At 75.7% G+C, this 13,193-nt stretch carries 12 protein-coding genes; all 12 read left to right on the plus strand.

Features of this window, described 5'->3' with window-relative positions; all coding sequences use genetic code 11:
- Nucleotides 1-12: 12 nt before the first annotated feature.
- Nucleotides 13-996 carry a siderophore ABC transporter substrate-binding protein gene (locus tag GSF02_RS02640; RefSeq protein WP_201308744.1) on the plus strand — a complete coding sequence of 328 codons (984 nt, stop codon included), beginning with the start codon at nucleotides 13-15 and terminating at the stop codon, nucleotides 994-996.
- Between the two features lie 2 nt (nucleotides 997-998).
- Entirely contained in the window at nucleotides 999-2,018 is a 1,020-nt protein-coding gene (locus GSF02_RS02645; RefSeq protein ID WP_159792430.1) for an ABC transporter permease, read from the plus strand.
- The gene (locus GSF02_RS02650; RefSeq protein WP_159792432.1) at nucleotides 2,008-3,087 is read left to right on the plus strand and encodes an iron chelate uptake ABC transporter family permease subunit; all 1,080 of its coding nucleotides are present in this window, start codon (nucleotides 2,008-2,010) and stop codon (nucleotides 3,085-3,087) included. The genes GSF02_RS02645 and GSF02_RS02650 overlap by 11 nt, the downstream gene beginning before the upstream one ends.
- On the plus strand, nucleotides 3,084-3,911 hold the full coding sequence (locus tag GSF02_RS02655; protein ID WP_159792434.1) for an iron ABC transporter ATP-binding protein: 828 nt from the start codon (nucleotides 3,084-3,086) through the stop codon (nucleotides 3,909-3,911). Before GSF02_RS02650 ends, GSF02_RS02655 begins: the two co-directional genes overlap by 4 nt.
- Before the next feature lie 128 nt (nucleotides 3,912-4,039).
- Nucleotides 4,040-5,035: a dihydroxyacetone kinase subunit DhaK gene (dhaK, locus tag GSF02_RS02660; protein WP_159792436.1), complete on the plus strand. Its 996-nt coding sequence runs from the start codon at nucleotides 4,040-4,042 to the stop codon at nucleotides 5,033-5,035.
- Between the two features lie 70 nt (nucleotides 5,036-5,105).
- Nucleotides 5,106-5,765 (plus strand): dihydroxyacetone kinase subunit DhaL, encoded by a 660-nt coding sequence (gene dhaL, locus GSF02_RS02665; protein ID WP_159792438.1) that lies wholly within the window; start codon nucleotides 5,106-5,108, stop codon nucleotides 5,763-5,765.
- Entirely contained in the window at nucleotides 5,762-6,556 is a 795-nt protein-coding gene (gene dhaM / locus GSF02_RS02670) for a dihydroxyacetone kinase phosphoryl donor subunit DhaM (RefSeq protein WP_159792439.1), read from the plus strand. The genes dhaL and dhaM overlap by 4 nt, the downstream gene beginning before the upstream one ends.
- Before the next feature lie 57 nt (nucleotides 6,557-6,613).
- Nucleotides 6,614-7,213: a TetR/AcrR family transcriptional regulator gene (locus GSF02_RS02675; protein WP_159792441.1), complete on the plus strand. Its 600-nt coding sequence runs from the start codon at nucleotides 6,614-6,616 to the stop codon at nucleotides 7,211-7,213.
- Nucleotides 7,214-7,381: 168 nt separating this feature from the next.
- Nucleotides 7,382-9,139: an MDR family MFS transporter gene (locus GSF02_RS02680; RefSeq protein ID WP_159792443.1), complete on the plus strand. Its 1,758-nt coding sequence runs from the start codon at nucleotides 7,382-7,384 to the stop codon at nucleotides 9,137-9,139.
- The gene (locus tag GSF02_RS02685; RefSeq protein WP_159792445.1) at nucleotides 9,136-9,573 is read left to right on the plus strand and encodes a DUF4233 domain-containing protein; all 438 of its coding nucleotides are present in this window, start codon (nucleotides 9,136-9,138) and stop codon (nucleotides 9,571-9,573) included. Before GSF02_RS02680 ends, GSF02_RS02685 begins: the two co-directional genes overlap by 4 nt.
- Nucleotides 9,574-9,721: 148 nt before the next feature.
- Nucleotides 9,722-10,171 carry a nucleoside-diphosphate kinase gene (gene ndk, locus GSF02_RS02690; protein WP_159792447.1) on the plus strand — a complete coding sequence of 150 codons (450 nt, stop codon included), beginning with the start codon at nucleotides 9,722-9,724 and terminating at the stop codon, nucleotides 10,169-10,171.
- Nucleotides 10,172-10,713: 542 nt separating this feature from the next.
- Nucleotides 10,714-13,193 (plus strand): chromosome segregation protein SMC (smc, locus tag GSF02_RS02695; RefSeq protein WP_159792449.1); only part of this gene is annotated, 2,480 nt, incomplete at its 3' end.

Raw genomic sequence — 13,193 nt, forward strand, 5'->3', positions numbered from 1 at the left:
GAGGAGTCCCGCGTGACCACCGTCCGCTCCGCCCTGCGCGCCGCCCGGCTGGCCGCCCCGGCCGCCGCCGTCGCGCTCGTCCTGGCCGCCTGCGGCGGCACCTCCGAGGCCGGCGAGCCCGCCTCGTCCGCCCCCGCCGCGGCGTCCGGCCCGATCACCGTCGAGCACGCCCAGGGCTCCACCGAGCTCGACGGCACGCCGCAGAAGGTCTTCGTCTTCGACTTCGCCGCTGCCGCGGTCATGCAGGAGCTCGGCGTCGAGATCGACGGCATCCCGAAGAGCAACCCGCCGGCCGGCTTCGAGGACCTCGCCGCCGACGAGGACGTCGTCGACGTCGGCACGCTGTTCGAGCCCGACTACGAGACGATCGCCGCCGAGGCGCCCGACCTCATCGTCGTTGCGGGCCGCTCCTCGGCCGCCTACCCGGAGCTGGCGAAGATCGCCCCGACCGTGGACCTGTCCAACGACTGGGCCGACAACGTCGCCTCGTCCGAGGAGAACGCCCTGAAGCTCGGCGAGATCTTCGGCAAGACCGCCGAGGCCCAGCAGCTGGTCGACGACCTCGACGCGAAGGTCGCCGAGGTCGCGGAGAAGTCCCAGGACGCGGGGAACGCGCTCATCGTCCTGACCTCGGGCGGCAAGGTCACCGCCTACGGCCCCGGCGGCCGCTTCGGCTTCCTGCACGACCAGCTCGGCTTCGCGCCCGCCGCGGAGGTCACCGAGGAGGCCCAGCACGGCCAGGCGATCTCGTTCGAGTTCATCGCCGAGCACGACCCCGACTGGATCTTCGTCATCGACCGCGACGCCGCCACCGGCGAGGGCGGCGAGGCGGCCCAGCAGGTCATGGACAACGAGCTGGTGAACGGCACGAAGGCCGCGAAGAACGACCGCATCGTCTACGCCGACCCGACCAGCTGGTACATCATGGGCGGCGGCGTCGTGGCCCTCCAGCAGATCGCCGACGACGTCTCGGCCGCGCTGGACGAGAAGGCCTGACGTTGGCAGCGGCCACCGTGGCGGCTCGGGCCGGGGAGCGCGCGGCGCCCTCCGGCCCGCGCCGCGCGCTGCTGTGGGCGGGCGGGCTGGCCCTCCTCGCCGCCGGCGCCGTCGTCTCCCTGCTCGTCGGCGCGGGCGACGTCTCGCCCGGTGCGCTGCTGGCCGGCGACCCGCACGCCTGGGAGCTGGTGCGCCTGTCCCGCCTGCCGCGGACCGTGGCCCTGCTGCTGGCCGGGGCGGCCACGGCCGTCGCCGGCGTCGTGATGCAGATGCTCGTGCGCAACCGCTTCGTGGAGCCGTCGACGATCGGCACCACGGAGTCCGCCTCGCTCGGCCTGCTCGCGGTGACCATCTGGGCGCCCGCGCTCAGCATGACCGGCAAGATCGCCGTGGGGTCGCTCGCGGCGGTGCTGGGCACCCTGCTGTTCCTCGGCGTCCTGCGCGCCGTGCCGATCCGCTCGGTGGTCACGGTGCCGCTGGTGGGCATCATGCTCGGCGGCGTCGTCGGCGCGCTGGCCGCCTACCTGGCCTACCGGTACGACCTCATGCAGACCCTGTCGGCCTGGCTGACCGGCGACTTCTCCGGCGTCATGGAGGGCCGCTACGAGCTGCTGTGGCTCGTCGGCGCGATGACGCTGGTCGTCTACCTGGTCGCCGACCGCTTCACCGTGGTGGGCATGGGCCGCGACGTCGCCACGGCGCTCGGCCTCGGCTACCGCGGCGTCATGGCACTCGGCCTGGCGGTGGTCGCGGTCTCCTCGTCGGTCGTGGTCGTCACCGTCGGGGCGCTGCCGTTCCTGGGGCTCGTCGTGCCGAACGTGGTCAGCATGCTCGTCGGCGACAACCTGCGCCGCTCGCTGCCCTGGGTGGCGGTGCTCGGCGCCGCGCTCGTGCTGGTGTGCGACGTCGTCGGCCGCCTGGTGATCCGCCCGTACGAGATCCCCATCGGCGTCGTCATGGGCGTGGTCGGCGCCGCCGTGTTCCTCTGGCTCCTGCTGCGAAAGGCCCCCGATGTCGGCTGAGGTCCTGCCGCACCCGCTCGGCGCCGCGGGCGTCTCGGGCGCCTCGGGCTCCGGTCCGGTGGCCCAGGGGCCCGGACGCGCAGGCCCCGGGCGCTCCGACGCCGAGCGCCGGCGCCGCCGCCGCGAGGTGCTCGTGCTCGCCGGCCTCGCGCTGCTGGCGCTCGTCGTGGTCGCCGTCTACCTCACGGTGAACGTGCGCGCGGGGTGGGCGTTCGTGCTGCCGTTCCGCGGCCGGCGCGTGGCGGCCATGGTCGTGGTCGGCGTCGCGGTGGCGGTCTCCACGGTCGTCTTCCAGACGCTCACCGCCAACCGCATCCTCACGCCGTCGATCATGGGCTTCGACGCCCTGTACCAGGCGATCCAGACCGCGCTCGTCTTCGTCCTCGGCGGCGTCGCGGTCGCCGGCATCGGCGCGCTGCCGCAGTTCGGCGTCTCGGTGGTCGTCATGCTCGGCGCGTCCCTGGCGCTGTTCCTCGGGCTGTTCGGCGGGGCGCGCCGCTCGCTGCACCTCGTGCTGCTGGTCGGGGTCGTGCTGGGCACGCTGCTGCGCTCGGTCACCGCGCTGCTGCAGCGCGTCATGGACCCCAGCGAGTTCCAGGTGCTGCAGGGGCGGCTGTTCGCCAGCTTCAGCGCCGTCGACGAGCGGCTGCTCGCCGTCGCGGCGGCCGTCGTGGCCGTGTGCAGCGCCGTGCTGTGGGCGATGCGCCGCCGCCTGGACGTGCTGGCGCTCGGCCGCGAGACGGCGGTCGCCCTCGGCCTCGACGTGCGCCGCACGTCGCTGCTGCTCATCGCGCTGGTGGCGGTGCTCGTCTCCGTCTCCACGGCCCTCGTGGGGCCCATCACCTTCTTCGGGCTGCTCGTCGCGAACCTCGCGTACGCGCTGGCGGGCAGCCACCGGCACGCGGTCACCCTGCCGGCGGCGGCGCTGCTCGCCGTCGTCACGCTCGTGGGCGGGCAGGCCGTGCTGGAGCACCTGCTGGGCCAGGACACCGTGCTCAGCGTCGTCGTCGAGTTCCTGGGAGGGATCGTGTTCATCGGCATGCTGGTCGCGGGGAGCAGGCGGCGATGACGGCGACGGCGAGCGCGCCCGCCGGCGCGGCGGGCACCCCGGGCGCGGCCGCGCCGCGCGCCCGGTCCATCCGCGCCGAGGGCGTCACCAAGCGCTACGGCACCGCCGTCGTCGTCGACGACGTGTCCATCGACCTGCCCGCCGGCGGCGTGGTCTCGATCATCGGGCCCAACGGCGCCGGCAAGTCGACGTTCCTGTCGATGGTCGCGCGGCTGCTGCCGTCCGACGGCGGGCGCGTCGTCGTCGACGGCGACGACGTGGCCCGCACCGCGGGCGACGTGATGGCACGCCGCCTGGGCATCCTGCGCCAGGACAACCACCTCGCGGTGCGCCTCACCGTGCGCGACCTCGTGACCTTCGGCCGTTACCCGCACACCAAGGGCCGCACGACCGCCGAGGACCGCGCGCACGTCGACGCGGCGCTGGAGTACCTGGAGCTGACCGACCTGCAGCACCGGTTCCTCGACGAGCTGTCCGGCGGCCAGCGCCAGCGCGCGTTCGTCGCCATGGTGCTGGCGCAGGACACCGACTACGTGCTGCTCGACGAGCCGCTGAACAACCTCGACCTCAAGCACGCGCGCGCCATGATGGCCCTCGCGCGCCGCGCCGCCGACGACCTCGGCAAGACCGTCGTGACCGTGCTGCACGACGTGAACTTCGCGTCCTGCTGGTCCGACGTCGTCGTGGCGATGCGCGACGGGCGCGTGGTGGCCCACGGCTCGCCGCAGGAGGTCATCACCACCGAGGTGCTCACGGAGGTCTACGAGGTCGACGTGACGATCCACGAGGTGGACGGGCGCCGCGTGGCGCTGTACTACACCTGAGACCGGCGGCGGCCTGCCCGCCCGTCGGGGTGAACGGGCGCGAGGGCTCTGTGCGCAGGGCCCTCGCCGGGTGTGGAATGGCCCCGGAGGCCCTCGACGGCGAGGGCTACCAGGGAGAGGACGCACCCATGAAGAAGCTGCTCGACGACCCGGCGAACGCCGTCGACGACTCGCTCGCCGGCTTCGCGCTCGCGCACGCCGACCTGGTCGAGGTCCACTACGCGCCCACCTACGTCACCCGGGCCGGCGGCGCGGTCTCCGGCAAGGTGGGACTCGTCTCCGGCGGTGGCTCCGGCCACGAGCCGCTGCACGCCGGCTTCGTCGGCGACGGCATGCTCGACGCCGCCGTGCCCGGCGCCGTGTTCACCTCGCCGACGCCCGACCAGATCCAGCCCGCGATCCAGGCGTCGGACTCCGGCTCGGGCGTCCTGGCGATCGTCAAGAACTACACCGGCGACGTGCTCAACTTCGAGACCGCCGTCGAGCTCGCCGAGGCCGAGGGCGTCGAGGTCGCCACGGTGGTCGTGGACGACGACGTCGCCGTGGAGAACTCGCTGTACACGGCCGGGCGGCGCGGCGTCGCCGGCACCGTGCTGGTCGAGAAGATCGCCGGCGCCGCGGCGGCGCGAGGCGACGACCTCGCCGGGGTGCGGGGCGTCGCCGAGCGCGTCATCGCGGGCGTGCGCTCGATGGGCGTCGCGCTGACGCCGGCCACCGTGCCGCACGTCGGGCGGCCCGGCTTCGACCTCGCCGACGACGAGATCGAGATCGGCATCGGCATCCACGGCGAGCCCGGGCGGCGGCGCGTCCCCATGTCGACGGCCACCGAGGTCACCCAGGCCCTGCTGGAGCCCGTCGTCGAGGACCTGACCCTGGAGGCGGGGGAGCGGACCCTGCTGTTCGTCAACGGGATGGGCGGTACGCCGCTGAGCGAGCTCTACGTGGTCTATGGTCGGGCGCACGACCTGCTCTCGAAGCGCGGCGTGGAGGTCACGCGCTCGCTCGTGGGCAACTACGTGACGTCGCTCGAGATGCAGGGCGCGTCCGTGACCGTGCTGCGCCTCGACGACGAGCTGGAGGCGTTGTGGGACGCCCCGGTGCGCACCGCGGCGCTGCAGTGGTGAGCGCGCCGCACGGAGGTCGGCACGCGGGCCCGCGCGGGCCCGCGGGACGAGGAAGGCGGAGGACCGAGGGATGACGCTCGACGTCGAGTGGGCGGAGCGGTGGGTCCGCACGGCTGCGGACGCGGTGACCGCGAACCGGGACGAGCTGACGGAGCTGGACCGGCAGATCGGCGACGGTGACCACGGGGCCAACCTGGACCGCGGGTTTCGCGCCGTGGTGACGCGGCTGGACGAGGTCGCCGCGGCGCCGGACGGCGGGCCCGCACAGGTCGGCGACGTGCTCAAGCTCGTCGCGACCACGCTCATGTCGACGGTCGGCGGGGCGGCCGGCCCGCTGTACGGCACGGCGTTCCTGCGCGCGTCGAAGGTGTGCGGGCGCGAGGCGATCGAGGCGCCGAGCGTCGTCGCGATGCTCGAGGCGGCGCTCGAGGGCATCGAGGCGCGCGGCCACGCCCGCACCGGCGAGAAGACGATGGTCGACGCGTGGCAGGCCGCCGTCGACGCGGCGGGCAAGGTCGCGGGCGAGGGCGGGGACGGCGTGGCCGTGCTGCGGGCGGCGGCCGACGCCGCCGACGCCGGCGCGACGGCGACCATCCCGCTCGTGGCCACCAAGGGCCGGGCCTCCTACCTCGGGGAGCGGTCCGCCGGCCACGAGGACCCGGGCGCGCGCTCGACGGCGCTGCTGCTGCGCGCGGCGGTGGTGGCGGCCGAGGCGGCCGACCCCGCATGAGCGTCGCCCTGGTGCTGGTCTCGCACTCCGCACGGCTGGCGGAGGGCGCGGCGGAGCTCGCCGGGCAGATGGCGCCCGACGTCGCGGTGCTGCCCGGCGCGGGGATGCCCGACGGCACGCTCGGCACGTCCTACGACGTGGTGCGCGCCGCCGTGGACGCCGCGCTGGCCCGCGCCGACGCGGCCGCCGTGCTCGCCGACCTCGGCTCGGCGGTGCTGACCGTCGAGTCCGTGCTCGAGCTCGACGACGACCTCGCCGGGCGCGTGCGGCTCGCCACCGCGCCGTTCGTCGAGGGCGCCGTGGCCGCCGCCGTGGCGGCGCAGCAGGGCAAGGCGCTCGCCGACGTCGTCGCCGCGGCCGAGGCGGCCGGGGCGACGTTCGTGGCGACGCCCGGCGGGGGAGCGGTGCAGCCGGGCGGGGGAGCCACGAAGCCGGAGGCGGCGGGCGGACCGGCCCAGGCGCGGGCCGCCGCGGCCGTCGGGGCCGGCGTGGAGTCGGCGCCCGCGCCGGGCGCGGCGGGCCGCACGGCCGCCGAGGACCGGCAGGTGGCGCGGGTCGTCGTGCGCGACCCGCTCGGCCTGCACGCCCGCCCGGCCGCCGTCCTCGCCCGGACCGTGGCCGAGCTCGGCGTGCCGGTCACCGTCGACGGCGCCGACGCCGCGAGCCTGCTGCAGCTCATGACGCTCGGCGTGCGGGGCGGCACGGAGGTCGAGGTCGCCGCGAGCGGCCCGGGCGCCGCCGAGGCCGTGCGCGCCGTCGTCGCGCTGCTGGAGCAGAACCCCGAGACGTGACCGGCATCACATCGAATTGCGCTTGGTGCAAGTTTGCAGTGACTGCATGATTGTGGGGTGACCACCGCGACCCCCGGCCTGCGCGAGCGCCAGAAGCAGGCGCGCGCCGACGCGATCGTCGACGCCGCCCAGCGGCTCGTGCTCGCCCACGGGCTCGACGCGGTCACCGTGGAGGCGATCGCCGAGGAGGCGGGCGTCTCGCCGCGCACCTTCTTCAACTACTTCGACACCAAGGACGCGGCGGTGCTCGGCCACCGCGAGCTCGACCTGGACGCGGCGGTCACCGCGGCGTTCGTCGCCGGCGGGCCGACCGGCCAGTTCCTGCCCGACCTCGAGGTGCTGCTGCTGGCGCTCGTCGAGGGGGCCACCGAGCACCCGGAGCGCGGCGAGCGGGCGTTCCGCGTGATGGCGGCCGAGCCGCGGCTCGTCGCCCGCCACCTCGGCTGGCTGGAGGAGCACCGGGCGCAGGTCGAGACGCTGCTGGCGCAGCGTCACCTCGCCCGACCGCTGCCGGCCGGCCCGACGTTCTGCTCGCACCTGGTGCTCACGCTCGTCCGAGCCACGGGTGAGCGGTGGGACGCCGCCGGGCGCGGGCGCGACATCGCCGTGCACGTGCACGCCGCCGTCGAGGACCTCGCCGCGGTGGCCGGCTCCTGACCGCCTGACCGCCGGCGCCTGACGACACACCCCGCGCTACTCCGCACACCGCTCCGCACGCCTCATTGCACGTCAGCCCCCGCCCGGCACCGCCGGGCGGCCGACCGATCTCGCTCCCGGCCGCGCCCGGGAGCGGCCAGCCTCACCCACCACGACTCAGGGAGAACCGTGAGCCACGCCCCGACAGCGACGGCGGACAAGCCGCTCGTCGTCCTGACCCCACGCACCGTCTGGCTGATCTTCGGCGCCCTCATGGCGTCGATGTTCCTGTCGTCCCTCGACCAGACCATCGTCGGCACCGCGATGCCCACGATCGTCGGCGAGCTCGAGGGCGTCGCGCACCAGGGCTGGGTGATCACCGCCTACATCCTCGCCATCGCCGTCGCGATGCCGCTGTACGGCAAGTTCGGCGACCTGTGGGGTCGGCGCTGGCCGTTCCTGGTCGCCGTCGGCCTGTTCACCATCGCCTCGGCGGGCGCCGGGTTCGCGCAGAACTTCCCCGAGCTGGTCGCCTGGCGCGCCGTGCAGGGCCTGGGCGGCGGCGGCCTGATGATCCTGTCGCAGGCGATCATCGCCGACATCGTCCCGGCCTCCGAGCGCGGCAAGTACATGGGCCCGATGGGCGCCCTGTTCGGCATCTCCGCCGTCATCGGCCCGCTGATGGGCGGCTGGCTCACCGAGGGCCCCGGTTGGCGCTGGACCTTCTGGATCAACGTGCCCGTCGGCATCGCGGCGTTCGCCGTCGCCTGGTGGGCGCTGCGCCTGCCGACCCACCGCGCCGGGCGCCCCGTCGACTGGGCGGGCATCGTGACCATGGCCGTGGCCACCACCGGCATCGTCGTGCTGACCAGCTGGGAGACCATCGCCGAGGGCGGCTACGACTGGACCGACTGGCGCCTGCCCACCCTGCTGGCCGTGACGCTGGCCGCCGTGGCCGCGTTCGTGCTGGTCGAGACCCGCGCCGCCGAGCCGCTGATCCCGCTGCGGCTGTTCAAGAACCCGACGTTCACGATCACCACGCTGATCGGCCTGGTCGTGGGCATGGGCATGTTCTCCGCCATGGCGATGCTGCCCACGTTCCTGCAGATGTCCACCGGCGCCGGCGTCACCGAGTCCGGCTGGCTGATGCTGCCGATGATGGCCGGCGTGATGCTCACCTCGATCGCGTCGGGCATCGCGATCTCCAAGACCGGGCGCTACAAGGTCTTCCCGGTCGTGGGCCTGATCGTGGTGGCCCTCGGCATGGTGTGGCTGACCCGGATCACCGGCGAGATGTCGCTGGTCCTGTTCGGCGCGATGATCTTCGTGCTGGGCGCCGGCCTGGGCCTGGTCATGCAGACGATCGTGCTCGCGGTGCAGAACGCCGTGGACCCGCACGAGCTCGGCACGGCGACGTCGTCGAACAACTTCTTCCGCGAGATCGGCGCCGCGGTGGGCACCGCCCTGTTCACGACGATCTTCACCTCGCGCCTGACGGAGAACCTCACCGGCGTCTTCGGCGCCCAGGGCGGGACCGACGCCGCGGCGTCCGAGGCGACGCTGACGCCCGCCGCGGTGCAGGCGCTGCCCGAGCCGCTGCGGACCGGCGTCATCGACGCCTACGCGGACGCGCTCGCCCCGGCGTTCTGGTACCTGCTGCCGCTCGTGGTGGTCGGCGTCGTGCTGGCGTTCTTCCTGCGCGAGGTCAAGCTGTCCGACGTCGCCGGCATGGTGGCCCGCGGCGAGGCCCAGGCCGACCCGGCCAAGGCCGCCAAGGCCGCCGCTGCCGACGGTGCCGACGCTGCCGAGGGCGACACGGTGCTCGTGCCGGGGTCCGCGGACCCCGCCACGGCGGACGCCGGTGACCCGGTCGCCGACGCGACGGCCGGTCCGGCGCGGAACCCGGCTTCGGACGTGCGGCCCGCCGCGGATATCGTGGACCGGTGAGCAAGGACCGTCCCGCCCCCGGCGACCGCATCAAGCCGAAGAAGCCAGCCCGCGTGCAGTTCACCTCCACGGTGCTGGCGCTCGAGGCCTTCTGCGTGGCCTTCGCCGCGGTGGCGCTGTACGGCCTGCGCGACATGCCGTACGAGAAGGGCCCCTTCGAGCTGCCGTCGCCGGCGTCGATCTGGGTCGTCGGCGGCACGCTGTTCGTCGTGCTGCTCGTGCTCTCGCGCATGATGGGCACGCCCGGCGGCTACGTCGCCGGGTCGGTCGCGCAGATCCCCGTGCTCGCGACGGGACTGGTGCTGACGATGATGTGGGTGGTCGCGATCATCTTCGTGATCATGTGGGTCGTCTCGCTGCGGCTCGGCGCCCGGATCGACCGGGAGCGTGCCGCCTACGACGCCGAGCACCCGGAGACCGCGCCGAACGTCTGACGGCCCCGTCGCCGCACTCCACCGACCGCCCCGCCGTCCGCCGACGGCGGGGCGGTCTGCGTCTGTGGCCCGGTGCCGTGCCCGTTGCCCGTGACCGGACGGGCGCCGGCAGGGACGGCGGCACGGGCCGGCCGATAGGCTTCCGCCCATGACGCAAGCCACCCCCTCCGCTTCCCCCGCCGTCGAGCGCACGCTCGTGCTGGTCAAGCCCGACGGCGTGCGCCGCGGCCTGGTCGGCGAGGTGCTCCGGCGCATCGAGGCCAAGGGCTACACGCTGGCCGCCGTGCAGCTGGTCACCGCGACGCCCGAGCTGCTCGCCGAGCACTACGCCGAGCACGTGGGCAAGCCGTTCTACCAGCCGCTCGTGGACTTCATGCTGTCCGGCCCGACGCTCGCCGTCGTCGCCGAGGGCCAGCGCGTGATCGAGGGCTTCCGCTCCCTCGCCGGCACGACCGACCCGACGACCGCCGCGCCCGGCACCATCCGTGGCGACCTCGCCCGCGACTGGGGCCTGAAGGTGCAGCAGAACATCGTGCACGGCTCGGACTCCCCGGAGTCGGCCGAGCGCGAGATCAAGCTCTGGTTCCCGGGTCTCTGACCGGGGACCGGCCCGACGGCCCCGCGCCGTCGCCCTGACGCCTCCGCGCGCCGACGTCCGTCGGTGGGCGGAGGCGTCCGTCGTCCGGGCCCCGTGGCGCGGGCGTGCTGCCGCGGGCCTGTGGCACGGGCCTGTGGCACGGGCCCGTGGTGCGGGCCTGCTGGCGCGGGCCGGTGGTGCGCGTCCGTCCGAGTGCGCCGTGCCCCGGCCCCGACCCTCCGGCTGGCCGACTGTTCGGTGATTCGTTGGCTGTTCGGCGATCCGGATCGCCGAACAGCCAACGAATCACCGAACAGAAGGCCGGGGCCGGCCCGGGGCCGGCCCGGGGCCGGCCCGGGGCTGGGACAAGGCCCGGGCCACGGGCAGGGTCGGGACGAACGGGCCAAGGCCGGGCCAGGGCGAAGACCGACGTGCGCCCGGCGGCGATGGTCGGCCGCCGGCGGGGAGGGGCGCTGCGACCGCCGGCTCGACGATGCTCCGGGCACCCCTCGGCGGCGCCCGCGTGCGCTGCCGCGTCGGGGCCGGCGGCTAGGCTCCCGCCCGTGCACCTCAAGACGCTCACGCTCCGGGGCTTCAAGTCGTTCGCCTCGGCGACGACGCTGCACCTGGAGCCGGGCATCACGTGCGTCGTGGGCCCCAACGGCTCGGGCAAGTCCAACGTCGTCGACGCCCTGGCCTGGGTCATGGGCGAGCAGGGCGCCAAGTCGCTGCGCGGCGGCAAGATGGAGGACGTCATCTTCGCCGGGACCACCGGCCGCCCTCCGCTGGGCCGCGCCGAGGTCTCCCTGACGATCGACAACAGCGACGGCGCGCTGCCGATCGACTACACCGAGGTCACGATCTCCCGGACCCTGTTCCGCAGCGGGGGGTCCGAGTACGCGATCAACGGCAGCCCGTGCCGCCTGCTCGACATCCAGGAGCTGCTCAGCGACTCCGGCATCGGCCGCGAGATGCACGTGGTGGTGGGCCAGGGCCAGCTCGACGCCGTGCTGCGGGCCACGCCCGAGGAGCGCCGCGGGTTCGTCGAGGAGGCAGCCGGCGTCCTCAAGCACCGCAAGCGCAAGGAGAAGGCGCTGCGCAAGCTCGACGCGATGCAGGGCAACCTCGCGCGCCTGACCGACCTGACCGCCGAGCTGCGCCGCCAGCTGGGCCCGCTCGGCCGGCAGGCCGAGGCCGCCCGCCGGGCGCGCACGGTCCAGGCCGACCTGCGCGACGCCAAGGCCCGCCTGCTCGCCGACGACCTCGCCCAGCTGACCGCCCAGATCGAGGCCGACACCGCCGACGAGGCGGCGCTGCGCGAGCGGCAGCGCGCCACCGAGGCGGCGCTCGAGGCGGCGCGGGCGCGGCTGTCGCAGCTGGAGGTCGCGGCGGCCGGCACGACGGCGGCGGCGTCCCGCGCCGCGGACACCTTCCACGCGCTGTCGGCGCTGCGCGAGCGGCTGCGCGGCCTGCAGACCCTGGCCGACGAGCGGGTGCGCCTGCTCGGCACCGCCGAGCCGGAGCACCGCGGGCAGGACCCGGACGCCCTCGAGGAGCAGGCCGAGCGCGCCCGCGCCGCCGAGGCGGAGCTGCAGCGCGAGGTCGAGCTGGCCCGCGCGGCGCTCGAGGCCGCCGTCCAGGCCCGCACCGCCGCCGAGGAGGCCGCCCGGGCCGGGGAGCAGGAGCTCGCGACCCTCCAGCGCGGCGCCGCCGACCGCCGCGAGGGCCTGGCCCGGCTCGCCGGCCAGGTGGCGGCCCGCCGCTCGCGCGTGGAGGCGACCGAGTCCGAGATCGAGCGCCTGCGCTCGGCGCTCGAGGACGCCGAGCGGCGCGCCGAGGAGGCGACCCGGGAGTTCGTCGCCCTCGAGACGCAGGTCGTGGGCGCCGAGGCCGGGGAGGAGGGCCTCGACGCCGAGCACGAGGCCGCCGCCGACGCGCTCGAGGACGCTCGCGGTGTCGTCGTCGACCTCGAGGCGCGGGCGGACGCGGCGGAGAAGGAGCGCGCCACCTGGTCGGCGCGCGTCGAGGCGCTGGAGCTGAGCCTCGACCGCAAGGACGGCGCCGGCGCGCTCCTCGCGGCCGACGCGCCGGGCGTCCTGGGCTCGGTGGCGGCGCTGCTCGGCGTCGAGCCCGGGTACGAGGCGGCGGTCGCCGCGGCGCTCGGCCCGCTCGCCGACGCCGTGGCCGTCGCGGACCTGGACGCGGCGGTCGACGCGCTGCGGATGCTGCGCGACGACGACGCCGGCCGCGCCGGGCTGGTCGTCGGCGCGCCCGACGGGGACGCCGCGGCAGACGCGGCCCCGGCGGCGCCGGACCCCGCGTGGCCGGACGGCGCCCGCCGCGCGCTCGACGTGGTCAGCGTCAGCGGACCGGCGGCGGCGCCGCTGCGCACCCTGCTGGCGGACGTCGTCGTCGTCGAGGACCTCGCCCAGGCGCGGGCGCTGGTCCGCGCGCGGCCCGACGTCGTCGCGGCCACGCGGGCCGGCGACCTGCTCGGCGGCACCCGCGCGTGGGGCGGCTCGGCGGCCGCCCCGAGCGTGCTGCACCTGCAGTCTGCGCTCGACGAGGCGCGCCAGCAGGCGGCCGAGGCCACGGCGGAGGGGGAGCGCTGCCGCTTCGAGCTGGTCGCCGCGCGCGAGCGCCTGGCGACGGCGCAGGACCGGTACGACGAGACGCTGGAGCGGCTGCACGAGTCGGACGCCGCGCTGGCGGCGGTCGCCGAGCGGCTCGGCACCCTGGGCTCGGCGCAGCGCGCCGCGCGCGCCGAGGCCGACCGCCACCGCACGACGCTCGAGCAGGCCCTCGCCCGCCGCGAGGCGGACGGGGCCGAGCTCGCCGAGCTCGCCCGGCGGCTGGAGGTGGCGGAGGCCGAGCCCGCGCAGTCCGAGGAGGAGATCGCCGGCGCCCAGGCGGCGCGCGACGCCGCCCAGCAGGCCGCCACCGGGGCGCGTGCGGCCGAGACGGAGGCCCGGCTCGCCCTGCGCACCTCCGAGGAGCGCGCCCGCGCCGTCGCCGGCCGAGCCCAGGGCCTGGCGCGCGCGGC

Origin of the sequence: Puerhibacterium puerhi (genome assembly GCF_009846865.1) — a bacterium.
Taxonomy (GTDB): domain Bacteria; phylum Actinomycetota; class Actinomycetes; order Actinomycetales; family Cellulomonadaceae; genus Puerhibacterium; species Puerhibacterium puerhi.